The following is a 26,564-nucleotide window of genomic DNA, read 5'->3' as shown; positions in this document are numbered from 1 at the left end:
GTTTGCGAAGTGTAACGGCTGGGTTTCGTGATCTCCGCCGAGGTGAGGTCACCTCCCGGGTCGCCGGCGCGAGGAGGCGCGTGAGGGTCCGCGGCACCACGCGCACCTCACGCCGCAGGCAGCCGGGGCGAGCCGCACCCGACGATCTGGGACAATGAACGACGATGACTTCCCCTGCTCTGACCGCGACCGTCGACCTCGACGCGATCGCCCACAACGTCGGCGTGCTGCGAGCCGCGTCGGGCGCTGACCTCATGGCGGTCGTCAAGGCCGACGCCTACGGCCATGGCGCCCTGCCGGTGGCCCATGCCGTGCTCGCCGCCGGCGCCGCCGAACTCGGGGTCGCGCACCTCACCGAGGCCGCCGCACTCCGCGCCGCCGGCATCGACGCCCCGATCACCGCGTGGCTGCACACGCCGGGAGCCGACTTCGCCGGAGCGATCGCCGACGGCATCGACATCGCGCTCTCGTCGATCTCACAGCTCGACGCGGTGATCGCGGCAGCACACCGCACCGGCCGGTCCGCGGTCGTCACCGCGAAGGTCGACACCGGCCTCAATCGCAGCGGCGTCGCGGTGGACCAGTGGGCGGATTTCGCCGAGCGGGTGTCGAAGGCGCACGTCGACGGATCGGTGACCCTGCGTGCGGCGATGTGCCACCTCGCCCGCGGCGACGAACCCGACCACCCGCTCAACGACGCGCAGGCGCAGCGGCTCGACCTCGCGGTCGCCGATCTGGCCCGCCTCGGCGCCGCACCGCAGGTGGTCCACATCGCCAATTCGCCTGCCGCACTCACCCGTCCGGATCTGGCCCGCGACCTCGTGCGACCGGGGATCGCCGTCTACGGCCGAACCCCCGTACCGGCACGCGGCGACTTCGGGCTGATCCCGGCGATGACCTTGACCGCGACCATCGCGCTCGTGAAGAAGGTCGCCGCTGGACAGGGCGTGTCCTACGGCGAGACGTGGATCGCGCCGCGCGACACGGTGGTCGCCGTGGTCGCCGCGGGCTACGCCGACGGCGTGCCGCGACTGCTCTCGGGCCGGATCCGGGTCCGGATCGGCGAGCGGATGTTCGACGGAGTGGGTCGGATCTGCATGGATCAACTGGTCGTCGACCTCGGACCCGGCGGGGCGGGAGTCCGCGAGGGCGACGAGGCCGAACTGTTCGGCACCGGCGCTTCGGGCGGCCCCACCGCGAAGGACTGGGCAGACGCGATCGGCACCATCGACTACGAGATCGTCTCCCAGGTCGGGACGCGGGTGGTCCGTCGTTACCTCGGCGAGAGGCGGGTCGGGCTCGACCCCGAGACCACGGCAACCACGAAGTCCATGGGGACCGGACAGTGAGCGAGGCAGCAGTGGTGGATTCCGACCGGGTCGGGCTGCTGGCCGGGGTGGCGGGGGTCGCCGCCCTGGGCGGCATGGCAGCCGTCGGGGCAGCGCGCAACATCGCCCGCAAGAGCGTGGTGGGCCGGCCGGACCCGCACGCCGACGTCGATCTCACCGCGCTCTACCGCGAGCGGGCGACCACGGTCACCGCGGACGACGGCCTGGATCTGGCGGTGCGGATCGTCGACCTCGGGACGGTGTCGGAGGACTCCGTGCCCGACCTCACGATCGTGTTCGTGCACGGCTTCAGCCTCCGGCTGTCGAGCTGGCATTTCCAGCGCGAGCAACTCGCCGCCGAGTGGCACGATCGCAACTATCGGCTGGTGTTCTTCGATCACCGGGGGCACGGGGAGAGCGGCCCGGCCCCGACCGAGACCTGCACGATCGCGCAGCTGGCCGACGACGCGGCAGCGGTGATCCGTGCCAACGTCCCCGTGGGACCCGTTGTCCTCGTGGGTCATTCGATGGGCGGGATGACGCTGATGGGGCTCGCGCGCCGTCATCCGGCACTGTTCTCGTCGCACGGTCCGGTCGCCGGAGTCGCTCTGGTGGCGACGGCGTCGCGCGGTGTCACCGACGCCGGACTCGGTGAGGGACTGCGCAATCCGGTGGTGGATGCCTTCCGGATGAGCGTGCGCCGCGCGCCGCGCCTCGTCCAGGCCGGACGCGGACTGACCCGCGCCGCCCTCGAGCCGGTGCTGGTCGCGGCGAGTTTCGGGCCGACGTTCTACAGTCCGGCCCTCGGCGCCGCGGTGGACACGATGATCCAGAGCACGCCCATCGAGACCATCGTGAACTTCCTGCACGCCTTGGAGATCCACGACGAGTCGACCGCCCTGCCGGTCCTCGCCCAGGTGCCGACCACGGTCGTGTGTGGGGACCGGGACCGGCTCACGCCGTTGCGCAACTCGGTCCGGATGTACTCCCAGCTGGGCGCTGATTCCCGCCTGGTCGTCGCCAAGGGTGCCGGCCACATGGTCCAGATGGAGGAGCCCAGGCTCGTCAGCGACGCGATCGCCGAACTGGTGGATCGCGCGCGGATCGCTCTGCCGGCCCCCCGTCGGCGCTGGTGGAAGCGAGGCCGCCGATGAGCGGCGTGGGTCCCCGGGGTACGCGCGACCTCCCCGAGGTCGACGACACCGAGGCCTTCGGCGCCGAGCTGGCGTCGACCCTCGCCGCAGGTGACGTGGTCATCCTCGACGGTCCGCTGGGCGCGGGAAAGACGGCGCTGGCCCGCGGGATCGGTGCCGGTCTCGGCGTCGAGGGGCGGGTGACCTCGCCGACGTTCATCATCGCCCGCGAGCACCGGCCGGGCCGGCCCGACCGCCCGGGGATGGTTCACGTCGACGCCTATCGGCTCGGCGGTACGGGAAGCGGTTCCGGGATGCTCGACGAACTCGATGCCCTGGACCTGGACTCCGACCTGGACGAGGCGGTCGTCGTCGTCGAGTGGGGCGAAGGTGTGGCCGAGCGGCTCGCCGACCGGCATCTGGTCGTGCGGCTGCGACGGGACACCGAAACCGATGTGCGACACGTCGAGTGGGAGTGGGTGAGCGCGGAATGAGTCAGGGTCTGGTGCTGGCGGTCGACACCGCCACCGATTCGGTGGTGGCCGGAGTGGCCGAACTGCGCGACGGTGAGGTGCGCGTGCTGGCCGAACGGGTGGTCGCCGACCACCGGCGGCACGCCGAACTGCTCACCACCCTGGTCGCCGAGTGCCTTGCCGAATCCGGCACCGCGCGAACCGAACTGACCGCGGTGGTCGTCGGCTGCGGGCCCGGGCCGTTCACCGGGCTCCGGGTGGGGATGGCGACCGGCGCCGCCTTCGCCGACGCGCTGGGGATCCCGGCGTACGGCGTGTGCTCCCTCGATGCACTTGCCGTCGACGCCGGTCCGGACGACGCAGGATCGAGGGCTCTGGTGGTGACCGACGCGCGCCGGCGCGAGGTCTACTGGGCGCTCTACGAGGGTGGCCGCCGCGTGCGCGGGCCCGAGGTGACCGCGCCCGCGGTGGTCGCCGAGGAGCTCGCCCCCGATGTCGCCGGGGGGCGGATCGGTGCGGTGGCGGGTTCTGCGGCCCACCTCGTACTCGCCGGCTGGACCGGTGATCCACCCGCGGCCGGCGTGCCGACCGTACGCGGGGTGGTCATGGCGGCTGCCGCCGACATCGTCGCGGGCGCCGAACCCGAACCCCTTGTGCCGCTGTATCTACGACGCCCCGACGCGGTCGAGCAGAAGGCCCGTCGGGCGGGTGCGGCGCGATGACCACACCGGAGCTGGTCATCGACACGCTCACCTTCGGTGACATCCCGCGCTGCGCCGCGCTGGAACGGCGGATGTTCGCCGACGACTCGCCCTGGCCCGCCGCGGCTTTCCGCGCCGAACTCAACGCCCCGTACAACACCTATTTCGCGGCCCGGGAGCGACTCGGCGCCGACGTCATCGGTTACGCCGGGATCTCCACGCTCGGCCAACCCGACGCCTGGGAGTGCGAGATCCACACCATCGCCGTCGACCCGGACCATCGAGGACGGGGAGTGGGCCGGGCGCTGCTCGAGGCCATGCTCGCCGTGGCGGACGAGAACGACGCCGCGGTGTTCCTCGAGGTACGCACCGACAACGAGGTGGCGATCGGGCTGTACTCGCATCACGGGTTCAGCACCGCGGGTCTTCGCCGCAACTACTATCAGCCGTCCGGCGCGGATGCCTACACGATGTTGCGGCTCCCGGTGTCGGGCCGGCCGCTCGAACCGGAGGAGGGCCCGGCGTGATCGTTCTCGGCATCGAGAGTTCCTGCGACGAAACGGGTGTCGGCATCGTTCGGTGGACGCCGGGCGACGGCGACACACCCGGATTCGCGACGATGCTGGCCGACGAGGTCGCGTCGAGCGTCGACGAACACGCCCGGTTCGGCGGCGTGGTCCCCGAGATCGCCTCCCGAGCGCACCTGGAGGCGATCGTCCCCACGATGCGTCGGGCGCGGGAAGCGGCCGGTATCGACCGTCCCGACGCCGTCGCGGTCACCATCGGGCCGGGACTCGCCGGCGCGTTGCTCGTCGGGGTGGCCGCGGCGAAGGCCTATGCACTCGCCTGGGACGTACCGCTGTACGCGATGAACCACCTCGGCGGGCACGTCGCGGTGGACACCCTCGAGCACGGACCGATGCCGGAGTGCGTCGCACTGCTGGTCTCCGGTGGACATACGCACTTGCTCCACGTCACCGATCTCGCCGAGCCCATCGTCGAACTGGGCACCACGGTCGACGACGCGGCCGGGGAGGCCTTCGACAAGGTCGCCCGCCTGCTCGATCTCGGGTTCCCCGGGGGGCCGGCGCTGGACCGCGTCGCCCGTGAGGGCGACCCGGGTGCGATCGCCTTCCCGCGCGGTATGACCGGTCCTCGCGACTCGCGGCACGACTTCTCTTTCAGCGGACTCAAGACCGCGGTCGCACGGTATGTCGAGAAATGCGTGCGCGACGGTGTGGAGGTACCCGTGGCGGACGTCGCGGCCTCGTTCCAGGAGGCGGTGGCCGACGTGCTGACGATGAAGGCGGTCCGGGCCTGCGGTGACCTCGGGGTGGACACCCTGGTCCTGGGCGGAGGTGCCACCGCCAATTCGCGCATCCGATCGCTGGCGGAGGAACGCTGCGCGGCGGCCGGGATCGACCTGCGGGTTCCGAAGCCGCGCCTGTGCACCGACAACGGCGTGATGATCGCGACGCTCGGCGCTCATGTGATCGGCGGGGGAGCGGCGCCCTCGCCGCTGACCGTGGCGTCGGACCCGGCGATGTCGGTGCGCGTCAGTCAGCTGTAGCGGACGGGCCCGGCGGTCTTCGCGGGGAGCGAACACGGCCGGGTTTTTGCAGCCTCCACCCTTGAGTGCTGGCACTCGCATGTATAGAGTGCTAGATGGCGCTGACCGAAGCCTCGGACACCCGCGACGACGGGGTTTCGCAGGGCCGTGAACGTGCAGATTCTTTCTCAGTACGAAAGTTGAGGACTCACATCGTGGCGAGCGTGAACATCAAGCCGCTTGAGGACAAGATCCTGGTGCAGGCCGTCGAGGCCGAGACGACCACCGCGTCGGGCCTGGTCATCCCGGACTCCGCCAAGGAGAAGCCGCAGGAAGGCACCGTCATCGCCGTCGGCGAGGGTCGGGTCACCGAGCAGGGCAACCGCGTCCCCGTGGACGTCAAGGAAGGTGACACCGTCATCTACAGCAAGTACGGCGGCACCGAGATCAAGTACGCCGGCGAGGAGTACCTGATCCTCTCGGCGCGCGACGTCCTCGCCGTCATCGGCAAGTAGGACCGGCACCGAACTCCGGCCGAGTTAGACCCCGCGAGCCTTCATCGCGTCTCACATCGCCCCGGCGCCCCGTGCAGGGGTACCGGGGCGATGTGCGTTACGCCGACAGGCTCCCGTTGCAGAAAGTGATTCATGGCCAAGCAGATCGAATTCAACGAAACCGCGCGCCGGGCGCTCGAGCGAGGCATCGACCAGCTCGCCGACACCGTGAAGGTCACCCTCGGCCCGCGTGGACGGCATGTGGTCCTCGCCAAGGCGTTCGGCGGACCGAGTGTCACCAACGACGGCGTCACCATCGCGCGCGACATCGAGCTCGACGATCCGTTCGAGAACCTCGGCGCGCAACTGGTGAAGTCCGTCGCCACCAAGACCAACGACGTGGCGGGCGACGGCACCACCACCGCGACCGTGCTGGCACAGGCGATGGTCAAGGCCGGCCTGCGCAACGTCGCCGCCGGGTCCAACCCGATCGCTCTCGGGCAGGGCATCAGCAAGGCCGCCGATGCGCTGAGCGAGGCCCTGCTCGCCGCTGCGACCCCCGTCGCCGGTGAACAGGCCATCGCCCAGATCGCCACCGTGTCCTCCCGCGACGAGGAGATCGGCGAGATGGTCGGCAAGGCGATGACCGCGGTCGGCGCCGACGGTGTCGTCACCGTCGAGGAGAGCTCGGGTCTGAGCACCGACCTCGAGATCACCGAAGGCGTCCAGTTCGACAAGGGCTTCCTCTCGCCCTACTTCGTCACCGATCTCGACAGCCAGGAAGCGGTTCTCGAGGACGCGCTGGTCCTGCTCTACCGCGACAAGATCAGCTCCCTGCCGGACTTCCTGCCGCTGCTGGAGAAGGTCGTCGAAGCCGGCAAGTCGCTGCTGATCATCGCCGAGGACGTCGAGGGCGAGCCGCTGTCGACCCTCGTCGTGAACTCGATTCGCAAGACGATCCGCGCCGTCGCCGTCAAGGCGCCGTTCTTCGGCGACCGCCGCAAGGCCTTCCTCGAAGACCTCGCGATCGTCACCGGCGGAACCGTCGTCTCCTCCGACATCGGCCTGAGCCTGCCGACGGTCGGTCTCGACGTGCTCGGCTCGGTCCGTCGCGTCGTCGTCACCAAGGACGCCACCACCCTCGTCGAGGGTGCCGGCACCAAGGACGCGATCGCGGACCGTTCGGCGCAGCTGCGTCGGGAGATCGAGCAATCCGACTCCGACTGGGACAAGGAGAAGCTCGCCGAACGTCTGGCAAAGCTCTCCGGTGGTGTCGCGGTGATCCGCGTGGGTGCGGCCACCGAGACCGCGCTCAAGGAGCGCAAGCACCGCGTCGAGGACGCCGTCGCGGCGGCCAAGGCCGCCGTCGAGGAGGGGATCATCCCCGGTGGTGGCTCGGCCATCGTGCAGGCGTCGAAGAAGCTCGACGCACTCGCCGAGTCCCTGACCGGTGACGAGGCCCTGGGCGTGCGGGTCGTCCGCGACTCCGCGCGGGCGCCGCTCTACTGGATCGCCGCGAACGCGGGACTCGACGGTGCGGTCGTGGTCGACAAGGTCGCCGGTGGGGCCGAGGGCTCGGGGTTCAACGCCGCGAGCCTGTCCTACGGCGACCTGGTCGCCGAAGGCATCATCGACCCGGTGAAGGTCACCCGGTCGGCGGTCGTCAACGCCGCGTCGGTGGCCCGCATGGTGCTGACCACCGAGACGGCGATCACCGACCAGCCGGCCGACGAGCCGGCCGGCCACGCCGGACACGGGCACGCGCACTGACGTAGCTCCGCGCAGTTCGACGAACACGAGAGCCGGGCATCCTCGCAGGATGCCCGGCTCTCGCGGTTGTGGTCTGATCGGGTTCGACCCCCTGGCCTCAGCTGGCCATCCGGCGCCCGACGCCCCGTTTCATCAAGATGCTGCGCTCGGATTCGGACAGTCCGCCCCAGATGCCGTACGGCTCCGCCACCGCGAGTGCGTGCTCCCGGCACTGCGCGATGACCGGGCACTGGTGGCACATCTCTTTGGCCCGCCGCTCACGCTGCGCTCGGGCGCGGCCGCGTTCGCCGTCCGGATGGAAGAACATCGACGAGTCGACGCCGCGGCAGAGTCCTGACATCTGCCAGTCCCAGATGTCAGCGTTGGGGCCGGGGAGATGATTGGGCTGAGGCATGACAGCTACTCCTTGTCGTGGGCCGCACCGGGGTGCTTCGGTGGGAAACGTCGATTTCCTGCAACGCTGAACTCACATTAAGCGGGCCTGAGAAATTGCGTCAATAGCCCTGAAATGGGACAGGATTGCTGCGAAAGTCTCAGAAATGTTAACGGCGGGTTAGGTGATCGCGGTTGGATAGCACAGCGCGGATGCGCCGTTGCGGTGCCCCCTGAACCGGGGGGTGCAACCGCATTTGACCTGGGATGACGGACGTTGCAGCGTTGTCTCTTCCCGATCTTTCGAGCGTAGGGGTGTGGTGACGTCGATCGAACCGATTTACACGGCGGAAATCTTCCGATGATGCACCCGTGATCTGTCCAGAGAATTAACGTTGGGAATCGTTCGTTAAATTCATGCAAACCGAAAAAGATCGCGTGACCAAGAACACCTCCTCGACGCTCGACAAAGCCGTTGAGCTGCGTCGACGCCCCTCCTTGCGGCCGTCGGTGGTCCCGCTACTCCATGCGTGGGCCGCCGCGGTCTCCGCGGGCGGCGACGGGAACTACGCCCGCGCGCTCACCGAGCTCGCGTCCCTCGAACGGGTCGCCGGTGTGCGAGCGCGGGGATCTGCGCCCACCGACCCCCACCTCGCCGTGCTGTCGCTGTGTCAGAGCACGCGGGCCTCCCTGGTCCGCCAGGCCGGGCGACACCACGTCTCGCATGGAATCGACGGCCGAGCAATCCTCACCGTCGGCATCTCCGGCGCCCGGGCCGTGCCGGGTGCACCGGGTTCCGGGCCACGCGAGGTCTCGCTCATTCGAGCGGCGGTCGCGGACGGACTCGTCGGGCTCGCGGCCGACAATCTGGGTCTGCTGCGGTTCGATGCGTCCCGTCGGCTGCTCGACCGGGCGCGAACGGTCCTCGATCCGACGGACGGGCGGCCGGTCGGGACGAACCCCGAGCAGTGGTCCTGGCGGCCGGCGGACGCGGACTGGATGACGGCCACGCGCTGCCGCCTGCGCTGGGAATGGGTGAGCGCCGAACTCGGTCTGTACCGCGGTGACGTGGCGGCCGGGCTCGAACACGCCCGAGCGGGTGCCGTGCTGGTGCGGGAGATGCACGACGCGGCGACTCCGGTCCCGGCTCGCCATCGGGTGAAGACCGCGTTGATCGCCGCGGCTGCCGCCGCGGGCGCGGGGGATCGGGGTGGCACCGCGAACGCGGCGCGGAACGTCGTCGCCGACGCTCGCGACGAGGGCCTCCTGCCGCTGGAGTGGGCGGCGATGAGCCTGCTGTTGGGCACCGGAGCCGCTTCCGGCGACGAGGCCGTTCGCCACCGCCGGCTCCGCGCCACGCTGATCGGCAAGGGCATGGCGCTGATGCCGGACGGTTGATCGCTAAGGTGTGTTGGGGTCTGCCACGTCGTCGCCGCCGGAGACGTCGCCGGAACGCGCTCTCCAGCCGCGTGCCACGACGATCGCCACCGGCGGCGTCACCGTGCCGGGGCCCGGACCAGGACCGGCGATCAGACCGGTTGGCCGACTTGTAACACGGGGATTCCTACGCGCGATGAAGTTGACAGGTGGTGAGTTGAACGACGCCGTCCGGGCCGCGGGCCAAGGCGATCGGGCAGCTCTCACGTCAGTTCTCGAAAGCGTGCAGGAACCGATCCTGCGCTACTGCCGAGGACGCATCGGGGTAGGGGAACGGCATCTGTTCTCCGCCGACGACATCGCGCAGGAGGCATTGATGGCGGTGATGACCGCGTTGCCACGGTACCGTGACCAGGGCAAACCGTTCATGGCCTTCGTCTACGGCATCGCCTCGCACAAGGTCGCCGACGCCATGCGGGTGGCGGCACGGGTGAAGTCGGACCCGGTCGAGGAGATCCCCGAGGTCTCACACGTCACCGGTGGCCCCGAGCAGTTCGCGATCGATGCCGACGGCAGCAGGCGGATGAGAGCCCTGCTGGGCATCCTCCCCGAGAAACAACGCGAGGTACTGGTCCTGCGGTTGATCGTCGGGATGTCGGCGGAGGAGACCGCGCAGGCGATCGGCAGCACCGCGGGAGCAGTACGAGTCGCCCAGCATCGAGCGCTGGCGAAACTGAAAGACGAGTTGAGACGGACAGGAGGTCACGATGAGCGGACAGTCTGATTGGCGTAGACGCCGTGTCGCCGGTGGTGACCAGCCGAATCGACCCGGTCAGCCGCCGGCGCACCGTCGCGCTCCCGGTTCGAGCGGCCCGGCGCCCGCCGGGCCCGGACCCCGCCCGGTTGACCCGTTCTCCTCGGACGCGGAATCCGGACTCGACGCGTTCGATCTGTCCGCTTCCGACGACGCGCTCGACCTCTCCGAACTGAACTTCGACGAGAACTTCCTCGACGCGCTGACCCGGGATGTACCGGTGCCGACCCGCGACGCGGCCGAGTATCAGCTGGCCGAGATGCTGTCCGGTTGGCGGTCGGAGATCGTGTCCACCCCGGAGCCCGAGTTGCTGTCCGTCGACGACGTCGAGCGGGCCATCGGGACCAGCGAGCGCGCGAGTCGCGGCCGCCGGATGGTGCGTCACCTGCGCGTCGTCTCCGGTGCCGCCGCGATCGTCATCGTGGCGGCGGCCGGCCTGACCGTGCTCTCCGAGGGCTCGCAACCCGGTGACCCGCTGTGGGGCATCAAGCAGGTCGTGTTCGCCGAGGCCGCGTCGCAGACGCAGGCGGCGCACGACGTCCGGAACAACCTCGAGCGTGCCGAGGCCGCGATCGCCGCCGGTGATCCGGGTGCGGCGGCCAGCCTGCTGGCCGAGGCGCAGGAGCGCATGGGTCCGATGGACAACGAGATGCGCGACGAGATGACCGACTGGATGAACCGCATCCGCGCGGGTGCGGGTCTGCCGACCGAGACCACCGATCCCGCGCCGTCACCCGGCGCGGAACAACCGGGCACGATCGACCCGACCCGACCCGATCTCCGGAGCTCCGAGGAACAGCCCGACGCGTCGACTCCTCCGGGCGGCGGGACGGATGAACCGACCACGCCGTCCGAGCAGACGAGCGAACCGCAGGAGCCGTCGTCGGTCCCGCCCTCGAGCGAGCCGACAGAACCGTCGACGTCGTCGAGCACGAAGGTCACCCGTTTCCCGGCCGAGTTCCCCGAGATCCCGTGGACACCGCCGCCCGGCGTGGACGCCGGTCGGCCGATCGGCTGACGCGACCGCACCATCGCCGGCCCCAACGGTCGGTGGAGATCATGAGCGAGGCCCCGCACCGGATCGGTGCGGGGCCTCGCTCATGTGGCCGTGCCGGAGAGTCGGCGACGATTACCGCCGCGCCCGTGGGGCGTCAGCGTTCGTCGTCGAGATGACTACGGGCGTCGGCGTAACCGCGGCAGTAGTCCCACGTGACGTAGGCGTCCGGACGGGGATCCACCGCGGGCTCGTGCGGCCGGACGGTGCCGTCGATGAGAAGCTGGATCAGGTTGGCGCGCAGCATGTCCCAGTCGTGGTAGTGGTCCTCGCGGCAGTCCTCGCACACGACGACCAGGCCGCGTACACCGCGATTGGCCAGTAGGGCCTCGTAGAGTGCGAGATCGGCGAGGTCTTCTTCGACCGCGAGCCGCTCGTTCTCGTCCAACGGGATACCCGGCTCCACGCTGTCCAATGCGGATGCGGGATCGCTGGGATCGTCGGCGAACGGGTCCGGCGGGAGGCCGGGTGGCAGGTGGTCACGCACCACACCACCGTAGCCGATCCGCGGGTGCGCGCGCCGCAGGCGTTCACCGGTCGAGCGCACCTGTTGAGAGTGGGTCGGGCGACCTCGTCGGCGCGAAGACTCCTGTGTGACGATCGCCGCAACAAGGGACTCGATACCATGGTCCGATGACTGCTGTTCGTACCGGTGGAGACGATCCCGGCAAGGTCGCGATGCTCGGCCTGACCTTCGACGACGTCCTGTTGCTGCCCTCGGCGTCGGACGTGATACCCAGCGAGGTCGACACCTCGTCGCGGGTGACCAAGAACGTGACGCTGCGGGTCCCGCTGGTGAGTTCGGCGATGGACACCGTGACCGAGTCCCGGATGGCGATCGCGATGGCGCGCGCCGGGGGTATGGGTGTCCTCCACCGCAATCTGTCGATCGAGGAGCAGGCCGGCCAGGTCGAGACCGTCAAGCGGTCCGAGGCGGGCATGGTCACCGATCCGGTGACGTGCACCCCCACGCACACGCTCGCCGAGGTGGACGCCATGTGTGCGCGCTACCGCATCTCCGGCCTGCCCGTCGTCGACGACAAGGGTGAGCTCGTCGGCATCATCACCAACCGCGACATGCGGTTCGAGGTCGACCAGAGCCGTCCGGTCGCCGAGGTGATGACAAAGGCTCCGCTCATCACCGCCCAGGAGGGTGTCTCCGCAGAAGCCGCACTGGGACTGCTCCGCCGGCACAAGATCGAGAAGCTGCCGATCGTCGACGGCAACGGTCGCCTGACCGGACTGATCACCGTCAAGGACTTCGTCAAGACCGAACAGCATCCGCTGGCGACCAAGGACTCCGACGGACGGTTGCTCGTCGGAGCGGCCGTCGGCACCGGTGACCCGCAGTGGGACCGGGCGATGGCGCTGGCCGACGCCGGGGCCGACGTGATCATCGTCGACACCGCCCACGCGCACAACCGGCTCGTGCTCGACATGGTGGCCAAGCTGAAGGCCGAGGTCGGCGACCGGGTGGATGTGGTCGGCGGCAACGTCGCGACCCGCGAGGCCGCGCAGGCCCTCGTCGACGCCGGCGCCGATGCGGTGAAAGTCGGCGTCGGACCGGGCTCGATCTGCACCACCCGCGTCGTCGCGGGTGTCGGCGCCCCGCAGATCACCGCCATCCTCGAAGCCGTGGCGGTCTGTCAGAAGGCCGGGGTGCCCGTGATCGCCGACGGTGGTCTGCAGTACTCGGGCGACATCGCGAAGGCACTCGCGGCGGGGGCGTCGACCGCCATGCTCGGTTCGCTCCTCGCCGGCACCGCCGAGGCCCCCGGCGAACTGGTCCTGGTCAACGGCAAGCAGTTCAAGAGCTACCGCGGCATGGGTTCGCTGGGTGCGATGCAGGGTCGCGGACAGGCGAAGTCGTACTCCAAGGACCGCTACTTCCAGGACGATGTCCTGAAAGAGGAGAAGCTGGTTCCCGAGGGCATCGAGGGACGGGTGCCCTTCCGCGGTCCGCTGTCGCAGGTGATCCATCAGCTCGTCGGCGGCCTGCGTGCCGCCATGGGCTACACCGGCGCGTCGACGATCCCGGATCTGCAGACCGCACGGTTCGTCCAGATCACCGCGGCCGGCCTGAAGGAATCCCACCCGCACGACATCACCCTGACCGCAGAGGCACCCAACTACTATTCTCGCTGAACTCCCCGAGGTCGTTCCCGCAGGATTCGTTCGGCGGGCCAGGCCGTAGGGTCGTTGTGCAGCTGAACTCCGCAGAAAGGCGCAGTGGTGCGTGACCTCGTCGAAATCGGCATGGGCCGGACAGCCCGACGGACCTACGAGCTGGGGGACATCAGCATCGTCCCGTCCCGTCGGACCCGTTCGTCCAAGGACGTCTCCACCGCATGGCAGATCGATGCCTACCGGTTCTCCTCGCCGATCCTGAGCCACCCGACCGACGCCCTGGTGTCGCCGTCGGTCGCGATCGAACTGGGCAAGCTCGGCGCGCTCGGTGTCCTGAACGGTGAGGGGCTGTGGGCCCGTCATCGCGACGTCGAGGCCAAGATCGCCGAACTCGTCGCCATGGCGGCGGAGGACCCGGATCCCTATGCGGCGGTTCGGCACCTGCAGCAACTCCACTCCGCCCCACTCGACAGCGGGTTGCTCGGCGAGGCCGTGGCCCAGGTCCGCGACGCAGGGGTCACCACGGCCGTCCGCGTCAGCCCGCAGCACGCACCCGAGCTGACCCCGGCCCTGCTGGCCGCCGGGGTGGAGATCCTGGTGGTGCACGGGACGATCATCTCGGCGGAGCATGTGGCGCAGGTCGATGCCGACGGCACGCAGCGGGAACCGCTGAACCTGAAGACCTTCATCGCCGATCTCGACGTACCGGTCATCGCGGGCGGCGTGCACGACCACCGCACCGCACTGCATCTGATGCGGACGGGTGCCGCGGGCGTGATCGTCGGTTACGGCTCCGCCGCGGGAGCCACCACGACGGGCGAGGTGCTCGGCATCGGTGTGCCGATGGCCACCGCCATCGCCGATGCTGCCGCCGCGCGTCGCGACTACCTGGACGAGACCGGCGGTCGCTACGTCCACGTCATCGCCGACGGCGACATTCACAGCTCGGGCGACATCGTCAAGGCGATCGCCTGTGGAGCCGACGCCGCGGTCCTCGGAACCTCGCTCGCCGCAACGAGTTCCGCGCCTGGCAACGGGTGGTACTGGCCGTCGGCCGCTGCTCACCCCGACACTCCGCGTGGCGCCCTCCTGCAGGTCGCCGCGGGCGAGGACCGACCGAGTCTCGAGCGGGTTCTCTACGGCCCCTCCGACGACCCGTACGGCGAGCTGAACGTCGTCGGCGCGCTGCGTCGGGCCATGGCGAAGGCCGGTTACTGCGACCTCAAGGAATTCCAGCGCGTGGGGTTGTCCGTCCGCGGCTGAGTGTTGGGCCCGGCCCGCCCGACTCCGACTGAGAACAGCCCTCGCCCTACGCGCCATCGACATATCGCCGTCGGAGTCGCCCCTGAGGGCGGTTTGCGGCGGCCTCCTCCGCTCCCCGAGGAGCGAGCTTGCGAGCGTCACGAAGGGTTAGGGTGACCTGGGTCTCTTTATGTGACAATGCGCGTTAGTATGTTCGGCATGGGATTCGACAAGTCGACCGAACACGCCACCGACTTCGACGTTCTGATCGTCGGCTCCGGGTTCGGCGGCAGCGTGAGTGCGTTGCGGCTCGTGGAGAAGGGGTACCGCGTAGGCGTGGTCGAGGCGGGGCGTCGGTTCGAGGACGAGGACTTCGCCAAGACCAGCTGGCGCCTGAACCGATGGTTGTGGGCACCGAAGCTGGGCCTGTACGGCATCCAGCGTATCCACGCCCTGAAAGACGTGATGATCCTCGCCGGGGCGGGCGTCGGCGGCGGCTCGCTCAACTACGCCAACACGCTCTACAAGCCCCCGACGCCGTTCTTCACCGATCCCCAGTGGAATCACATCACCGACTGGGAGGACGAGCTCAGCCCGTACTACGACCAGGCCCGGCGGATGCTCGGCGTGGTCACCAACCCGACGGTCACCGCGTCCGACCGCGTGGTCGCCGAAGTCGCCGCCGAGATGGGCGTCGGGGACACGGTGACCCCGACACCGGTCGGTGTGTTCTTCGGTGCGAAGACCGGTCTGTCCGGGGCGCCCGGCGAGACCGTCGCCGACCCGTACTTCGGCGGTGCAGGGCCGGACCGGACCGCCTGCACCGAATGCGGCGGGTGCATGACCGGATGCCGGGTGGGTGCCAAGAACACCCTGCTGAAGAACTATCTCGGCCTCGCGGAACGCCACGGCGCCACCATCATCGACCGGACCACGGTGGACTCGCTACGGCAGCGTGCCGACGGTGTCTGGGAGGTGGGCACGCATCACTCGTCGTCGTGGGGGCCGCTCGGGCGTCGCCGGCGGACGATCACCGCGGGCCAGGTGATCCTGGCGGCCGGTACGTTCAACACCCAACGACTGCTGCACCACGCGAAACTCGGTACGCTGCCGCAGATCTCGGACGCGATGGGCCGGCTCACGCGCACCAACTCGGAGTCGATCCTGGGTGCGATGGGGTCGCGGATCGACCCGGAGAACGACTACTCACGCGGCGTCGCGATCACTTCGTCGTTCTACCCCGAGCCGAACACGCACATCGAACCGGTGCGATACGGCAAGGGCTCCAACGCGATCGCGTACCTGCAGACCCTGCTCACCGACGGCGGGTCCCGGCGCAACCGGTTCGGGCAGTTCCTGCGTCAGGTCGCCCGCAACCCGTTCCTGCTGGTGCGGTTGCTCGTGGTGCGACAGTGGAGCGAGCGGACCGTGATCGCCCTGGTGATGCAGAACAACAACAACTCGCTGACCACCTTCGTCCGGAAGCGCGGACCGCTGCGGTACGTCACCAGCAAGCAGGGCCACGGCGAGCCGAACCCGACGTGGATTCCCAAGGGCAACGAGGCAACTCGCCGGATCGCGGCGAAACTCGACGGCGGCGTCGCCGGCGGGACCTGGGGCGACATCGTCAACATGCCGCTGACCGCGCACTATCTCGGCGGCTGCGCGATCTCCGACGACCCGGACAACGGCGTCATCGATCCCTACCAGCGCGTGTGGAACTACCCGACGTTGCACATCGCCGACGGTGCGTCGGTGTCGGCGAACCTCGGCGTCAATCCGTCGCTGACGATCTGCGCGCAGGCGGAACGCGCGGCGGCACTGTGGCCGAACAAGGGCGAACAGGACCGGCGTCCTGCCCAGGGCGACCCGTACCGCCGCATCGAGCCGACGACGCCGACGTCCCCGGTGGTGCCGGCCGACGCACCCGGTGCCCTGCGGCTGCCGATCACCCCGGTCGTCCCCGTCGCTCCGCTCACGGCCCAACGCATCTCGTAGCGTCGGTGCGCCCATCACGTCACGCACACTGTGACCACGTAACCCCGGTCGGCGGCGTCGGTGGGTAATGTCGTCGTGCAGTGCCGAACGGGGGAGTCGCATGCCGGGTACAGAACCGCTGACCGTGGTGTTGGCGGGCGGAAGTGGTTCGCTGGGAACGCACCTGGCGACCGATCTCGCCGAACGTGGACACCATCCGATCATCGTGACGCGGCGGGTCGATCCGTCGTCGCCGTTCGAGCAGGTGGTCTGGGACGGCAGGACCCAGGGCGACTGGGTCGGAGTGCTGACCGGGGACGGTCCGACCGCGGTGGTCAATCTCGCGGGCAAGCTCGTGGATTGTCGCCCCACGGACGCCAACATCGCGGCGCTGCGGGACAGTCGGGTCGACGCGACGCGAGCACTCGTCACCGCATCGCGCGAACGCACGACGCCGATCTCGTACTGGCTGCAGTCCAGCACGACCGCGATCTGGAGCGACGCGGGTGATCTGTGGTGCACCGAATCGACGCCGGTCCCGGTCGGCCTGCCGCAGATGACCGGGGTCGCACGGCCGTGGGAAGAGGCGGTGGACGGCGCGAACACCGACCATCTGACCGTGCTGCGCACCTCGATCGTGCTCGATGCGGATTCGCCGGCCATCCGACGCCTCGTGGGCCTCACCAGGTTCGGACTCGGCGGGCGGGTCGGCGACGGCCGGCAGTGGTTCAGCTGGATTCACATCGACGACTGGCTCGCGATCGCCCGCGCGGCACTGCGGGTCGACGACGCGGTGACGCTGCCCGATGGTGTCGTCGTGGCGGCCAGTCCGAACCCCGTGCGCAATGCCGAACTCATGGCGATGCTGCGCGCGGAGATCGGACGGCCGCCCGCGCCGCCGACGCCCGCGTGGTTGCTGAAACTCGGTGCGGTGGTGCTGCGCACGGACCCGGCCCTCGGACTCACGGGGCGCCGTGCGCGGTCGGATGTGCTGGCCGACGCCGGTTTCGACTTCCGCTTCCCACGGCTCGACGCGGCCCTCGCGGACCTCCTGAAGCCCTAGCGAGCGTCAAGTCCTCGGGGCAGTCCGCGCCTTTCGATCCAGGCGGAGTGTTGTCTCCCGGCCTCGGTCGTCGGAGCGCGTGGGACACCGTCGAGCACGTCGGTCATCTCTCGGGTGTCGATAGTCGCACCGAGCTCGCTGAAGATCGCGTTGATACCCAGGTTGATCCGCGCGAGCATGACGTAGTCGCTCGGGATCGTCATCTTGCGGGTGGTCGCCCCGGTCCCATCGGCGTCGAAAAACGACCGCACCACCTCGGAGACGTCTGCGGACTCGAAGGTGTGCGGCTGGTCTGCACGGACAGTCGCCGACATCATCGACCACCAGCCGAAGACGTCGTCGACGGTGAGATCGCTGTCCCGTCCGATGAACCCATGGTCGCGGGCCAGGTGGTAGACCTTGTCGCGCTCGTCGTCGACGGCTGCCCGGAACAGCGTGATGATGCCGCGCCGGACCCACTCGGGGAACTGTTTGACGCAACCGAAGTCGACGAAACCGACCGAACCGTCGGCGCCGAATCGATAATTGCCCGGATGGGGATCGGCGTTGAACAGGTTGCTGTGCCGATAGGCTCCGAAGGAGAAGTAGCCGATCGACGTCGCCCATCGGTTGCGAAGGTCGGCGTCGGCCGATCGGGCGCTCGTCCAGTCGATTCCGTCGAGATAGGTCATGGTCAGCACCTTCGCGGTGGACCTGTCCGCGATGACATCGGGAACCCGGATGAACGGATGGTCCCGGTAGAGAGTCGCGAACCGCGTGACGTTGTGGGCCTCGTGCCGGTAGTCGACCTCCTCCGCGATGCGCTCGGCGATCTCGGCGGCGGCGGCGCGCTGGTCGGTTCGCATCTGCCGCGGCGTCAGGGACATGCCGAGCCGAAGGAAGGTCGCGAGCAGTTCGGTGTTGGCCAGGTCGTCGCGGATGGCCTGCGCCACACCGGGATACTGAACCTTGACCGCAACCTCGCGTCCGTCCACGAGTCGTCCCCGGTGAACCTGCCCGATCGACGCGGCGGCCATCGGGGTGGCAGCGAACTCGGCGAAGGCCTCGTCGACAGACATGCCCAGCTCGGTCTCGACCACCTCGCGTGCGGTCCGCTCGTCCATCGGCGGCGCGTCAGCCTGAAGGCGTTGCAGCGCTTGCTGATACACCGACAGCGGCCCGGCCCGGTCGGCGTCGTACGTCGACATCAGCTGTCCGGCCTTCATCAGCACCCCCTTCGAGTGACCGAGCAGGTCGGCGTACCGTTCCGCCGTCCGCCGATGGAAGTCGGAAACGGCCGCGGTGTCACCGTTGCGCGCGCGTAGTTCGGCGACGACGCGCCCGCCCGCGGACCGAGCGGCGAATCCGACGACCGGGATCGTCCGGCGCACGCGGCCCGCGCGAACCTCCGCGAACCTATCGACGTGTCCGGGCCGTCCCGGATCGTCGCGAGAGGGAACACGTCCGGTCATCTCCGTCCTCCTCTCTCGAAACGGACGGGCAGGCTGTCCCAACCCCTCAGCACCGCACTGCTGCGCAGGACCGGGTGGCCGGCGAGGGAGGGGTGTCGGTCGGCGACCGCCCGTAGACCGGCGCGCATCTCGGCACGCGCCAGGGCTGCCCCGAGGCAGTGGTGGGGTCCGTGGCCGAACGCGAGATGAGGCGGCGCGTGGTCGCGGTCAAGGCGGAAGTCGTCGGGTTCCTCGAAAACCGAGGGGTCGCGGTTCGCCGCTCCGATGATGACGAGCGCGGTGTCGCCGGGTTCTATCGTCCGTCCGCCGAGGACGTGCCGGCTCGTGGCCGAGCGAACCACCGATTGAGCGGGACCGTCGAGGCGCAGGAACTCGCCGATGACGGCGGCGTCGTCCAAGACCGCCGGATCGTCGAGCGCGCCGAGCCGGTCGACTAGTCTCCCCTCGGGTCTCTCCTTTAGTAGGCGCACCACCGCTCCGCCGATCGCGTTGGCGGTGGTCTCGTGTCCGGCGACCGCGAGAAGAATGGCGTTGACCACCACCTCGTCGAGGTCGAGGGTGGGGTCGGTGGCCAGCAGGCTGATGAGGTCGTCGGCCGGGTCGGCGCGTCGCCTGGCCGCGAGCGGCAGGAAATCGGCGACAAGGGCGGTCATCGACGACGCGGCAGCCACGGCCGATCCGGGATCGAGGAGTCCGTCGAGTGCGGGTGCAACCGCCGCGGACTCTTCTCGCAGTCGCCGGGCGCCGGCGCCGTCGAGGCCGAGCAGTTCGGCGATCACGGCCACCGGAAACGGAAGCGCGAAAGCGGTCATCAGATCGACCGGATCGGCGTTGGCGATCGGGTCGAGCAACTCCGCTGCGATCGTCGCGATCCCGCGCTCGAGACCCTTGATGAAGCTGAGGGAGAACACATCTCGCAAGGAGGACCGAATTCGCCGATGGTCGGCGCCGTCTCGTTGGAGCATCATTCGTGCCAGTGGTGAGTCGGTCAGTCCGATCGAGGCCAGCGCTGCGCGTGCGGATACGGAGGACAGCGGATCGCTGCTCCAACCGGGCTCGGTCAGAACGGTCCGAGCCTCGTCGTAGCCGAGGACCAGCCACATCGCGGTGTCCCCGTCGAATCCCACCGCGCCGTGCAGATCTCGTAAGCGGACGAAGTCGGCGTGGGCGTGACGCGATGACCACGGTGTGCGGGGAAGCGTCGAACCGGACATGGGAACCTCCTAAGTGTTCACTTAGGTCTCGTACTTGGCTAAACTAAGTGACCACTTAGGAGGTGTCAACGAGATGACCACCGCTTCGACCCGGGATCGGCTGATCGACGAGGCCATGCGCTTGTTCTCCGAACAGGGCTATCGCGCCACGAGCATCGTGCAAATCGAGGCGGCAGCCGGTCTCGCGCCGGGGGCAGGTGGCCTCTACCACCACTTCCGGTCGAAGGAACAGCTCCTCGAAGCCGGGATCGATCGGCAACTCGATCGCATGAGTGCCCTCCGCGACATCAGGCAGATCTTCGAGGGTCTGACGGACCTGCGGTCGGAGCTCACCGTGTTCGGCCGCTACACCCTCGGGGTCATCGACGAGGAGGCCCAGTTGTTGCGCATCGTGTCCTCCGAGCTCCGTGATCGGCCGCGGAAACTGGCCGAGACGTTCGCCGCGCTGGTGGAGGACACGTATTCGGGGATGGCCGAGTGGATCCGGCGGCGGGTGCCGTCGGCGTCGGAGCACGATGCCGAAGCCGTTGCGGCCGTTGCGCTGAACTCGCTGTTCGCGCATCGGACGATGCGTCACCTCTTCGGTGTGCAACCACTCGCCCTCGATGACGACCGGGTGATCGGCGAGTGGGTCACGATGGTGGCCGCCCGGATCGAGACACTCGGTTCGGGCTAGACCGTCCGGTCGGTCCCGTCAAGGCTAGACCGTCCGACCGGTCCCCTCAGTCCAGTCCGCGCGCGGTGAGGGTGTCGGCGAAGCCGTCGGCGGTGCGCAGCGCCGCGAGGACGACCGGCGCGACGAGGATGCGTGGACCGGGCCGGAGTCCGCGCGCCTTGCGTGCCTCGTCGACCTCCCGCACCACCTCGACCATCAGCGGGATCGCCCGGATGGTCAATGCCAGCGCGAGGGCGATGAGGTCCACGCGCACCCCGAGCCGTCTCAGGGGGCCGAGCGCACGGACGATCGTGTCGAGCATGTCCGTTGTGCGGGTGGTCAGCGAGACGACCGCGGCGAGCGCGACCGACAGTGCGAGGACGCCGCAGACGACCACCGCCCGCCGCCAGTCGGTGAAGACGACCTGGAACGCGAAGATGAACAGCAGCAACCACATCAATGGCCGAAGCTGCCGCCACGCCTCGCGCGGCCCGATCCCCGCCAGGGCGTAGACGACCGCGACCCCGGCCGTGGCGATGCCGAGCGCGGTGAGCGACCGGACCGTCAGCGACAGCACCAGGATCACCACGCCCATCGCGACGAACTTGACGCCCGCGGGCAGTCGGTGCAGCAGCGTGTTGCCGGGACGGTAGACGCCGAGGACGTTCACGACATCATCCCGCGGTAGGCGGCCAGCGCGGACCGAGGTTCGTCGTCGACGACGACCCGCCCCTCGTCGATGACGATGACACGGTCGAAGTCCGCCAGGATGTCGAGATCGTGGCTGACGACGACGAGTTGCTCGTCGAGGGTCGCGAACACGTCGGTGAGCATGCGGGTGTTGCGCAGGTCGAGCAGGGTGGTGGGTTCGTCCGCGACGATGATCGCCGGGTCGGTCACGAACACCGACGCCAGGGCGAGGAGCTGCTTCTGCCCGCCGGAGAGCCGCTGGGCCGGATGGTCCGCGTGGTCGGCGAGGCCGAATCGGGCGAGTACCTCGCCGGCGCGCTCGGCGCGCGCCGACTTGTCGAGATCGGTTCGGCGAAGCGACAGTTCGATGTCCTCGCGGACCGTCGGCATGATGATCTGACGGTCGGGGTCGGAGAAGATGAAGCCCACCCGGCGTCGGACCTCGCGTTTGTTCTTCGCGACCGAGAGCCCGTCGACGGTGACGATCCCGGTGTCGGGCACGACGAGTGCGTTGATCATGCGCGCCAGCGTCGACTTGCCGCTCCCGTTGGCGCCGACGATCCCGATCCGGTTCTCCGACAACGTCAGTGAGACCTCGCGCAGGACGACGCGGTCGCCGTAGGCGTGGGAGACGTCGGTGAACTCGATCATCGCCGGTGGGGTGGGCGACTTCTCAGCCGGCCACGGTGCCGGATCGGCGCGCGCGGAACGGCTCGATGAGGCCGGGCCGGCCGCGGTGGACCTGGGCCGCGACCAGGGCCGCGATGACGCACTTGGCGATGTCGCCGGGGATGAACGAGCCGTTGGTGGCGATGGCCGCCCACGGTGTCAGGTCGGTCCGCACCAGCAGACCGAGCACCCCGCACGCGTAGAGGACGACGATGCCGCCGAGCGCGTTGATGCCGATGCCCCACAGCACGCGATATTTCCCGGAGCCCGTCGAAACCATCATCGCGGTCAGCACCCCGATGACGATGACCGCCGGGAGGAACCCGATGAAGTACCCGGCCGTCGGGGAGGACAGCGCGGTGAGGCCGTTGCGTCCGCCCGAGAGGATCGGGAGTCCGGCGATCGCCAGCACCATGAAGATGACCACGGCCAGCGTGCCCTTCCTCGGGCCGAGGACCGCCCCGGCGAGGATGACCCCGAGCGACTGGAACGTGATCGGCACACCGCTGGTGCCGATGGTGATGGTCCCGGGCAGGCCGAGCGCGGCGATCAGCGCGGCGAACACGGCGGCCTGGGTGAGGTCGCCGATGCTCAGCGACCAGCGGTTGGGGGATTTCGGCGATGCAGTCATGTCGATTCCGGAGTATTTCACGCGGCGGCGGCGCAGCCGCACCCGCCGGGCGGGGTGACCAGGTATCGACGCCGGTCCGCCCACTAGACTCGGCCCGGTGACAGACACTTCTTCTGCGAACTCGTCCTCTCCCGAGGATTTCCTCGAGGGCCCGCGGCCGGTGCTCGTCGTCGACTTCGGCGCGCAGTACGCGCAGCTGATCGCGCGTCGGGTGCGGGAAGCGCGGATCTACTCGGAGGTGATCTCGCACGAGGCGCCGATCGCGGAGATCCAGGAGAAGGATCCGGTCGCGATCATCCTGTCGGGCGGACCGTCGTCGGTGTACGCGGAGGACGCGCCGGACCTCGATCCCGCCCTCTTCGACCTCGACGTCCCGGTCTTCGGCATCTGCTACGGCTTCCAGGCGATGGCGGACAAGCTGGGCGGTGAGGTGGCCAACACGGGCGGGCGCGAGTTCGGCCGGACGACGTTCACGACCAACGGCGAAGGCGTTCTCCACCAGGGTCTCTCGGACACCCAGCCGGTGTGGATGAGCCACAACGACGCCGTCCAGTCCCCGCCGGAGGGGTTCACCGTCACCGGGTCGACGCCCGGCGCGCCGGTCGCATCCTTCGAGAACCTCAAGCGCCGCATGGCCGGCGTGCAGTACCACCCCGAGGTGCTGCACACGCCGCACGGCCAGCAGATCCTCACCCGCTTCCTCTACGAGATCGCCGGTCTCGAGGCAACCTGGACCGCGGCCAACATCGCCGACGCGCTGATCGACGCGGTCGCCGATCAGATCGGTGACGGCCGGGCCATCTGCGGACTCTCCGGGGGCGTGGACTCCGCGGTGGCCGCCGCGCTGGTGCAGCGCGCCATCGGCGACCGGCTGACCTGTGTCTTCGTCGACCACGGCCTCCTGCGCGCCGGGGAACGTGAACAGGTACAGCACGACTTCGTGGGCGCGACGGGCGCCAAACTCGTGACCGTCGACGCCGCCGACACCTTCCTGCGCGAGCTGTCGGGCGTCAGCGACCCCGAGACCAAGCGCAAGATCATCGGCCGCGAATTCATCCGGTCTTTCGAGGACGCGGTCAGCGAGGTCCTCGGTGAGGAGGCCGAGGCGGGGGAGAAGGTCGACTTCCTCGTCCAGGGCACGCTCTACCCCGATGTCGTGGAGTCGGGCGGCGGCAGCGGGACCGCGAACATCAAGAGCCATCACAACGTCGGCGGTCTGCCCGACGATCTCGAGTTCACCTTGGTCGAACCGCTGCGGCTGCTGTTCAAGGACGAGGTGCGCGCGGTCGGCCGCGAGCTGGGACTGCCCGAGGACATCGTCGCCCGCCAGCCGTTCCCCGGGCCCGGCCTGGCCATCCGGATTGTCGGCGAGGTCACCGGCGACCGACTGGAGACGCTGCGCAAGGCCGATCTGATCGCCCGTGAGGAACTGACCGCCGCCGGTCTCGACTCGCAGATCTGGCAGTGTCCGGTGGTTCTGCTGGCGGATGTGCGCAGCGTGGGCGTGCAAGGAGACGGCCGGACCTACGGTCACCCGATCGTCCTGCGCCCGGTGTCGAGCGAGGACGCGATGACCGCCGACTGGACGCGCGTCCCCTACGAGGTGCTCGAGGTCATCTCGACCCGCATCACCAACGAGGTCGCCGAGGTCAACCGCGTGGTGCTCGACGTGACGAGCAAACCGCCGGGCACCATCGAGTGGGAATGAGCTGACGAGAGCGGCCGGTGGCATCAGCCACCGGCCGCTCTCGTTCGGGCCGACGCCGGTCTCAGCGCCGGGAGCGCGTGCCGGACACGATCAACACGAGCCCGACCACCAGTCCGAAGCCGACGACGACCCATCCGAGGTCGGCGGCGTCGGGAAGTGCCGGCCCGTCGGCGAGCCCCCACCCGGCCACCGCAAGGGCGGCTATTCCGAGCAGCCCCAGACCGGGAGCGCGATGGGTGGCGCCACAACCTCGGTCGTCATCGGTGCCGGAGGCGTTCATCTCGGTGCTCATCGCAGGACCTCGACCTCTCCCAATCCGGTGCGGGCCTCGATCTGCAGGACCGGGCCATCGGTGCCGTCACGTCCGCCGTCGAGCCCGGTGGGGCAGTTGTAGTCGCCGACACCGGTCTGGCAGTCGGCACGCACGTTCATCGTCTCCGGCACGTGGACCGTGATCTTGCCGACCCCGCTCTCGAGTCGTACGGTCCGGTCGGCGGTGAGGTCGACCGCGCGTAGGTCCAACGCCATCTCACCGATGCCGAGTGAGTACTCGGCCTGGATCTCGTTCTCGGTCAACGGCTTCCACTCGCGGTCACCGACCCCGCCGGGTGGCAGCGGGCCGGACAGGCCGTTGACCCCGGAGATCGCGGTGGTGACGATGACCGCGGCACCGAGAGACACCGCGATGGGCGCCAGGCCCGTGCTGTGCTCGCCGGTGCGGCGCTTGACGACGGCCGCGACGAGGAGTCCGGCTCCGATCACGGCGAGGGAGAGCGACAGGATGTGGGGGACGGTGAACCACTCGACACCCATCTGGTGCAGGCCCGCACCGATCGCACCCACGATGGTCGCCAGACCGACCACGATCAGGGTCAGTGGTGAGCGTCGGTGCCGACGGACGGCCGGTTCGGCCGGGCGGGTCGGCTCGGGCAGATCCCAGGCGAACCGCGCCGCTCCCAGCGGATCCCACGCGGGTGGACTCGCCTCGAAGTCGGCGTCGAGTTCTCGACTGCTGTGGGTCTGCACGTCGCTCGACCCTCCGCTCCCTGAGGTGTGAGGAGCGTCAGCGCCCCTCTCTCCGCTCCCTGAGGTGTGAGGAGCGTCAGCGCCCCTCTCTCCGTTCCCTGAGGTGTGAGGAGCGTCAGCGCCCCTCTCTCCGCTCCCTGAGGTGTGAGGAGCGTCAGCGCCCCTCTCTCCGCTCCCTGAGGTGTGAGGAGCGTTAGCGACGAGCCTCGAAGGGTCCTCCGACAGTTCGACTCCCGGCGCCGGGGTGGCCGGGTGTTCGGTGGCCGGATCGCGGATCGCGGACGTGTCCGATGTTTTGGTCATGGATACTCCTGGGGTCTGGGGGTCGTCCGTGGGGGTGACCGCGCCGGGGGCCGGGTGGCTCATCGCCCGCGGCACCCACCGTTCGAACTGCCCGGCCGCCGGCGGCGGGACGACGATGTCGGTGACCGCCGCGGTGTCGATGCTGGTACCGGCCGGTGGAGTCGGGGTCCGCAGGTACAGCAGGTACCAACCGCCGAGCATCAGGATCGCGCCGACGAGCCCGCCCGAGCCCCAGGTGCGATTGGGGCCGAATGAGGTGACGATGACGATCGCGAGCACGACCAGCAGGATCACCTGCGGATTCCCCAGGCCGTGCATCGAGTTGTGCGACGCGGTGTGACCGGCCCGGGAGGAATCGAGACGGAGCGCATCGGCGCGGGCGCGTCCGGCGCCCGGGAACGCGACCCAGGCCGCGAGGTAGAGGATGAGTCCGCTGCCGCCGAAGAAGGCGGCCACCACGAACGCGACCTTCACCAGAGTCGGGTCGACGCGGTACCGGGCGGCGATGCCGGTGCACACGCCGGCGATCGTCCGATCGTCGGGCCGATACGGACGGGTCGCCCACAGGCCCTGGATCTGCTGCTGGAACTCCTTGGTGTCCATGACGATCATCGTGCCGCCCGTCCGGCCCCGGACACATCGGGTGATCCCCTGAATTGTCCCCCGGAGAATCCCCAGGCCCGGGGCGGCGGAGCGCACACACCCTGAGATCGCGGCGCATGAACCGGGGTTGACCCCGATGT

At 69.4% G+C, this 26,564-nt stretch carries 26 protein-coding genes; 17 read left to right on the top strand and 9 right to left on the bottom strand.

What is annotated here, in order from left to right; translation table 11 throughout:
- Nucleotides 1-164 precede the first annotated feature (164 nt).
- The 8 genes from alr (at nt 165) to groL (ending at nt 7,448) form a co-directional block, all read left to right on the top strand.
- A complete protein-coding gene (gene alr / locus ACFVHY_RS12575; protein WP_390272155.1) occupies nt 165-1,349 on the top strand; it encodes an alanine racemase in 1,185 nt (394 codons plus the stop codon).
- On the top strand, nt 1,346-2,482 hold the full coding sequence (locus tag ACFVHY_RS12570) for an alpha/beta fold hydrolase (RefSeq protein WP_390272153.1): 1,137 nt from the start codon (nt 1,346-1,348) through the stop codon (nt 2,480-2,482). The genes alr and ACFVHY_RS12570 overlap by 4 nt, the downstream gene beginning before the upstream one ends.
- On the top strand, nt 2,479-2,955 hold the full coding sequence (gene tsaE / locus ACFVHY_RS12565) for a tRNA (adenosine(37)-N6)-threonylcarbamoyltransferase complex ATPase subunit type 1 TsaE (RefSeq protein WP_390272151.1): 477 nt from the start codon (nt 2,479-2,481) through the stop codon (nt 2,953-2,955). The genes ACFVHY_RS12570 and tsaE overlap by 4 nt, the downstream gene beginning before the upstream one ends.
- Entirely contained in the window at nt 2,952-3,656 is a 705-nt protein-coding gene (tsaB, locus tag ACFVHY_RS12560) for a tRNA (adenosine(37)-N6)-threonylcarbamoyltransferase complex dimerization subunit type 1 TsaB (RefSeq protein ID WP_390272149.1), read from the top strand. Before tsaE ends, tsaB begins: the two co-directional genes overlap by 4 nt.
- Nucleotides 3,653-4,162 carry a ribosomal protein S18-alanine N-acetyltransferase gene (rimI, locus tag ACFVHY_RS12555; protein WP_390272147.1) on the top strand — a complete coding sequence of 170 codons (510 nt, stop codon included), beginning with the start codon at nt 3,653-3,655 and terminating at the stop codon, nt 4,160-4,162. The genes tsaB and rimI overlap by 4 nt, the downstream gene beginning before the upstream one ends.
- Nucleotides 4,159-5,205, top strand: a complete 1,047-nt coding sequence (gene tsaD / locus ACFVHY_RS12550) for a tRNA (adenosine(37)-N6)-threonylcarbamoyltransferase complex transferase subunit TsaD (protein WP_390272145.1) — start codon at nt 4,159-4,161, stop codon at nt 5,203-5,205. Before rimI ends, tsaD begins: the two co-directional genes overlap by 4 nt.
- Nucleotides 5,206-5,399: 194 nt before the next feature.
- Complete coding sequence (gene groES / locus ACFVHY_RS12545) at nt 5,400-5,699, top strand: co-chaperone GroES (RefSeq protein WP_004019185.1); 300 nt, start codon at nt 5,400-5,402, stop codon at nt 5,697-5,699.
- 132 nt (nt 5,700-5,831) lie between these two features.
- A complete protein-coding gene (groL, locus tag ACFVHY_RS12540; protein WP_058250696.1) occupies nt 5,832-7,448 on the top strand; it encodes a chaperonin GroEL in 1,617 nt (538 codons plus the stop codon).
- Nucleotides 7,449-7,545: 97 nt separating this feature from the next.
- On the opposite strand, the gene ACFVHY_RS12535 is transcribed toward groL, so the two are convergent.
- The gene (locus ACFVHY_RS12535) at nt 7,546-7,842 is read right to left on the bottom strand and encodes a WhiB family transcriptional regulator (protein ID WP_010841865.1); all 297 of its coding nucleotides are present in this window, start codon (nt 7,840-7,842) and stop codon (nt 7,546-7,548) included.
- A gap of 416 nt (nt 7,843-8,258) precedes the next feature.
- Between ACFVHY_RS12535 and ACFVHY_RS12530 the strand changes: the two genes are divergently transcribed.
- From ACFVHY_RS12530 to ACFVHY_RS12520, 3 genes are all read left to right on the top strand, one after another.
- The gene (locus tag ACFVHY_RS12530) at nt 8,259-9,218 is read left to right on the top strand and encodes a hypothetical protein (RefSeq protein ID WP_390272142.1); all 960 of its coding nucleotides are present in this window, start codon (nt 8,259-8,261) and stop codon (nt 9,216-9,218) included.
- Nucleotides 9,219-9,393: 175 nt separating this feature from the next.
- Nucleotides 9,394-9,981, top strand: coding sequence for a sigma-70 family RNA polymerase sigma factor (locus tag ACFVHY_RS12525; protein ID WP_010841867.1), 588 nt, complete (start codon nt 9,394-9,396; stop codon nt 9,979-9,981).
- Nucleotides 9,965-11,029: an anti-sigma-D factor RsdA gene (locus tag ACFVHY_RS12520; RefSeq protein ID WP_390272140.1), complete on the top strand. Its 1,065-nt coding sequence runs from the start codon at nt 9,965-9,967 to the stop codon at nt 11,027-11,029. The genes ACFVHY_RS12525 and ACFVHY_RS12520 overlap by 17 nt, the downstream gene beginning before the upstream one ends.
- Before the next feature lie 133 nt (nt 11,030-11,162).
- Here ACFVHY_RS12520 and ACFVHY_RS12515 read toward each other — a convergent pair whose 3' ends face one another.
- Nucleotides 11,163-11,552, bottom strand: coding sequence for a DUF5319 domain-containing protein (locus ACFVHY_RS12515; RefSeq protein WP_058250883.1), 390 nt, complete (start codon nt 11,550-11,552; stop codon nt 11,163-11,165).
- Nucleotides 11,553-11,698: 146 nt separating this feature from the next.
- Here ACFVHY_RS12515 and guaB point away from each other — a divergent pair, with 146 nt between their 5' ends.
- From guaB to ACFVHY_RS12495, 4 genes are all read left to right on the top strand, one after another.
- Complete coding sequence (gene guaB, locus ACFVHY_RS12510) at nt 11,699-13,210, top strand: IMP dehydrogenase (RefSeq protein WP_058250693.1); 1,512 nt, start codon at nt 11,699-11,701, stop codon at nt 13,208-13,210.
- An 87-nt stretch (nt 13,211-13,297) separates the two neighbouring features.
- Nucleotides 13,298-14,455: a GuaB3 family IMP dehydrogenase-related protein gene (locus tag ACFVHY_RS12505; RefSeq protein WP_390272137.1), complete on the top strand. Its 1,158-nt coding sequence runs from the start codon at nt 13,298-13,300 to the stop codon at nt 14,453-14,455.
- 189 nt (nt 14,456-14,644) lie between these two features.
- The gene (locus ACFVHY_RS12500) at nt 14,645-16,432 is read left to right on the top strand and encodes an FAD-dependent oxidoreductase (protein ID WP_390272135.1); all 1,788 of its coding nucleotides are present in this window, start codon (nt 14,645-14,647) and stop codon (nt 16,430-16,432) included.
- A gap of 100 nt (nt 16,433-16,532) precedes the next feature.
- Nucleotides 16,533-17,474 carry an epimerase gene (locus ACFVHY_RS12495; RefSeq protein ID WP_390272133.1) on the top strand — a complete coding sequence of 314 codons (942 nt, stop codon included), beginning with the start codon at nt 16,533-16,535 and terminating at the stop codon, nt 17,472-17,474.
- Here the strand turns inward: ACFVHY_RS12495 and ACFVHY_RS12490 are convergent.
- Together ACFVHY_RS12490 and ACFVHY_RS12485 are read right to left on the bottom strand one after the other, a co-directional pair.
- The gene (locus ACFVHY_RS12490; RefSeq protein ID WP_390272130.1) at nt 17,471-18,925 is read right to left on the bottom strand and encodes an ABC1 kinase family protein; all 1,455 of its coding nucleotides are present in this window, start codon (nt 18,923-18,925) and stop codon (nt 17,471-17,473) included. The two genes, ACFVHY_RS12495 and ACFVHY_RS12490, sit on opposite strands and share 4 nt — an antisense overlap.
- Complete coding sequence (locus tag ACFVHY_RS12485; RefSeq protein ID WP_390272128.1) at nt 18,922-20,139, bottom strand: cytochrome P450; 1,218 nt, start codon at nt 20,137-20,139, stop codon at nt 18,922-18,924. Before ACFVHY_RS12485 ends, ACFVHY_RS12490 begins: the two co-directional genes overlap by 4 nt.
- 73 nt (nt 20,140-20,212) lie before the next feature.
- Here ACFVHY_RS12485 and ACFVHY_RS12480 point away from each other — a divergent pair, with 73 nt between their 5' ends.
- Entirely contained in the window at nt 20,213-20,815 is a 603-nt protein-coding gene (locus ACFVHY_RS12480; protein WP_390272126.1) for a TetR/AcrR family transcriptional regulator, read from the top strand.
- Between the two features lie 46 nt (nt 20,816-20,861).
- On the opposite strand, the gene ACFVHY_RS12475 is transcribed toward ACFVHY_RS12480, so the two are convergent.
- The 3 genes from ACFVHY_RS12475 to ACFVHY_RS12465 are packed head-to-tail and all read right to left on the bottom strand — an operon-like array spanning nt 20,862 to nt 22,784.
- Nucleotides 20,862-21,464, bottom strand: a complete 603-nt coding sequence (locus ACFVHY_RS12475; RefSeq protein WP_390272125.1) for an energy-coupling factor transporter transmembrane component T family protein — start codon at nt 21,462-21,464, stop codon at nt 20,862-20,864.
- On the bottom strand, nt 21,461-22,135 hold the full coding sequence (locus ACFVHY_RS12470) for an energy-coupling factor ABC transporter ATP-binding protein (RefSeq protein ID WP_390272123.1): 675 nt from the start codon (nt 22,133-22,135) through the stop codon (nt 21,461-21,463). The genes ACFVHY_RS12475 and ACFVHY_RS12470 overlap by 4 nt, the downstream gene beginning before the upstream one ends.
- A 22-nt stretch (nt 22,136-22,157) precedes the next feature.
- Nucleotides 22,158-22,784 carry a biotin transporter BioY gene (locus ACFVHY_RS12465; protein WP_390272121.1) on the bottom strand — a complete coding sequence of 209 codons (627 nt, stop codon included), beginning with the start codon at nt 22,782-22,784 and terminating at the stop codon, nt 22,158-22,160.
- A 160-nt stretch (nt 22,785-22,944) separates the two neighbouring features.
- Between ACFVHY_RS12465 and guaA the strand changes: the two genes are divergently transcribed.
- On the top strand, nt 22,945-24,492 hold the full coding sequence (gene guaA / locus ACFVHY_RS12460; RefSeq protein WP_390272246.1) for a glutamine-hydrolyzing GMP synthase: 1,548 nt from the start codon (nt 22,945-22,947) through the stop codon (nt 24,490-24,492).
- Nucleotides 24,493-24,553: 61 nt separating this feature from the next.
- Here guaA and ACFVHY_RS12455 read toward each other — a convergent pair whose 3' ends face one another.
- Together ACFVHY_RS12455 and ACFVHY_RS12450 are read right to left on the bottom strand one after the other, a co-directional pair.
- Nucleotides 24,554-24,784 carry a hypothetical protein gene (locus tag ACFVHY_RS12455; protein ID WP_390272119.1) on the bottom strand — a complete coding sequence of 77 codons (231 nt, stop codon included), beginning with the start codon at nt 24,782-24,784 and terminating at the stop codon, nt 24,554-24,556.
- The gene (locus ACFVHY_RS12450) at nt 24,781-26,433 is read right to left on the bottom strand and encodes a PspC domain-containing protein (RefSeq protein WP_390272117.1); all 1,653 of its coding nucleotides are present in this window, start codon (nt 26,431-26,433) and stop codon (nt 24,781-24,783) included. The genes ACFVHY_RS12455 and ACFVHY_RS12450 overlap by 4 nt, the downstream gene beginning before the upstream one ends.
- Between the last annotated feature and the right edge of the window lie 131 nt (nt 26,434-26,564).

Origin of the sequence: Gordonia sp. NPDC127522 (assembly GCF_042672305.1) — a bacterium.
Taxonomy (GTDB): Bacteria; Actinomycetota; Actinomycetes; order Mycobacteriales; family Mycobacteriaceae; genus Gordonia; species Gordonia hongkongensis.
The sequence above is the reverse complement of the archived record's forward strand: the minus strand, read 5'-3'. Positions and strand labels throughout refer to the sequence as shown.

Bases quoted from the DNA above. Each gene is read 5' to 3' on its own strand.
- alr (WP_390272155.1), top strand. From the start codon at position 165: ATGACTTCCCCTGCTCTGACCGCGACCGTCGACCTCGACGCGATCGCC.
- tsaE (WP_390272151.1), top strand. From the start codon at position 2,479: ATGAGCGGCGTGGGTCCCCGGGGTACGCGCGACCTCCCCGAGGTCGAC.
- tsaB (WP_390272149.1), top strand. From the start codon at position 2,952: ATGAGTCAGGGTCTGGTGCTGGCGGTCGACACCGCCACCGATTCGGTG.
- rimI (WP_390272147.1), top strand. From the start codon at position 3,653: ATGACCACACCGGAGCTGGTCATCGACACGCTCACCTTCGGTGACATC.
- groL (WP_058250696.1), top strand. From the start codon at position 5,832: ATGGCCAAGCAGATCGAATTCAACGAAACCGCGCGCCGGGCGCTCGAG.
- ACFVHY_RS12535 (WP_010841865.1), bottom strand. From the start codon at position 7,842: ATGCCTCAGCCCAATCATCTCCCCGGCCCCAACGCTGACATCTGGGAC.
- ACFVHY_RS12525 (WP_010841867.1), top strand. From the start codon at position 9,394: ATGAAGTTGACAGGTGGTGAGTTGAACGACGCCGTCCGGGCCGCGGGC.
- ACFVHY_RS12520 (WP_390272140.1), top strand. From the start codon at position 9,965: ATGAGCGGACAGTCTGATTGGCGTAGACGCCGTGTCGCCGGTGGTGAC.
- guaB (WP_058250693.1), top strand. From the start codon at position 11,699: ATGACTGCTGTTCGTACCGGTGGAGACGATCCCGGCAAGGTCGCGATG.
- ACFVHY_RS12500 (WP_390272135.1), top strand. From the start codon at position 14,645: ATGTTCGGCATGGGATTCGACAAGTCGACCGAACACGCCACCGACTTC.
- ACFVHY_RS12495 (WP_390272133.1), top strand. From the start codon at position 16,533: ATGCCGGGTACAGAACCGCTGACCGTGGTGTTGGCGGGCGGAAGTGGT.
- ACFVHY_RS12490 (WP_390272130.1), bottom strand. From the start codon at position 18,925: ATGACCGGACGTGTTCCCTCTCGCGACGATCCGGGACGGCCCGGACAC.
- ACFVHY_RS12485 (WP_390272128.1), bottom strand. From the start codon at position 20,139: ATGTCCGGTTCGACGCTTCCCCGCACACCGTGGTCATCGCGTCACGCC.
- ACFVHY_RS12480 (WP_390272126.1), top strand. From the start codon at position 20,213: ATGACCACCGCTTCGACCCGGGATCGGCTGATCGACGAGGCCATGCGC.
- ACFVHY_RS12470 (WP_390272123.1), bottom strand. From the start codon at position 22,135: ATGATCGAGTTCACCGACGTCTCCCACGCCTACGGCGACCGCGTCGTC.
- ACFVHY_RS12465 (WP_390272121.1), bottom strand. From the start codon at position 22,784: ATGACTGCATCGCCGAAATCCCCCAACCGCTGGTCGCTGAGCATCGGC.
- ACFVHY_RS12455 (WP_390272119.1), bottom strand. From the start codon at position 24,784: ATGAGCACCGAGATGAACGCCTCCGGCACCGATGACGACCGAGGTTGT.
- ACFVHY_RS12450 (WP_390272117.1), bottom strand. From the start codon at position 26,433: ATGATCGTCATGGACACCAAGGAGTTCCAGCAGCAGATCCAGGGCCTG.